Source organism: Nocardiopsis lucentensis DSM 44048 (assembly GCF_000341125.1).
Taxonomy (GTDB): domain Bacteria; phylum Actinomycetota; class Actinomycetes; order Streptosporangiales; family Streptosporangiaceae; genus Nocardiopsis; species Nocardiopsis lucentensis.
The window spans coordinates 1352-2294 of sequence record NZ_ANBC01000422.1 but is presented as its reverse complement, the minus strand read 5'-3'; the positions used below and the strand labels follow the sequence as shown (position 1 = coordinate 2294).

The 943-nt window shown below is 74.4% G+C and carries 1 protein-coding gene and 1 pseudogene (1 of these 2 only partly in view); both read right to left on the bottom strand.

The features are described 5' to 3' along the window. A partial coding sequence (locus D471_RS0114870) for a 2'-5' RNA ligase family protein (protein WP_017599344.1) occupies positions 1 to 263 on the bottom strand: 263 nt, incomplete at its 3' end. A 178-nt stretch (positions 264 to 441) separates the two neighbouring features. Beyond that, positions 442 to 943 (bottom strand): annotated as a pseudogene (locus tag D471_RS39510) (MFS transporter); it runs 807 nt beyond the window's last position.

Sequence of the window (943 nt, the reverse complement as noted above, 5' to 3'; positions counted from 1 at the left end):
GGGCCCCTGCCCTTCGGCGGGAACCGGCCCCAGCCCTCGACGGCGAGGGAGAGCGGGCGGTGCTCCCGGGCCCGCGCGCCGATCGCCTCGGTGAGGTCGGGCAGCCGGTCCTCCTCCACCTCTCCCAGGAAGACCAGGGTGATGTGCCACCCGTCACGCGCGGTCCAGCGCAGCCGGGGCGCGTACGACCGGCCGCGCTCGACCGCCTCGCCCAGGGCGTCCAGGGTCGCCGCCGGAGGGTTGAGCGCGAGGAAGAGTCTCATACCCCCGTCCTTCCCCGGCCCGCGGTGGAAAAGCCCGGGGAGGTCCACCCCCCGAAACCGCTGATGATCTCCAGGCACTCGGACCTCAGCCGGCCGGACTCCCGTCAGCCCCGGAAGGGATGCTTCCACCGCCCGCGGCCCCGGGCGAGGAGGACCGCCCCCGCGAAGGCACGGCGGCTCAGCGGGCCGCCGGGACCTCCCGGGACCCGTCGTCCCCGTCCCTGGTCTCCGCCGGTTCCTCCGGCCCGGCCGGTTCCCCACCTGCAGAGCGCGACGTCCCCCGGCGGCCGCGGGGCCCGGGCAGCAGGTCCCGCGGCCGGACGCCCCTGGTCCGCGCCAGGAGCGCGCCCAGCACGGTGACGACCGCGATCGTCACCACGCCGCCGACCGTCAGGCTGGCCCGCGGGCCGAACCCGTCGGCGATCAGGCCGACGACGGGCGCTCCGAGCGGGGCCACGCCCATGAACACCAGCATGAACATGCTCATCACCCGGCCGCGCATCTGCGGGTCGACACTGAGCTGAAAGGTGGCGTTGAGGGTGGTCACATAGGTCATGAAGGCGATGCCCATCGGCACGAGCACCACCACGAACGACACGTAGCCCGGCATCACGGCCGCGACCACCTGGGAGACCCCGAACCCCAGCGAGCCCAACAGCACCAGGCTCAGCCTCGGCCGT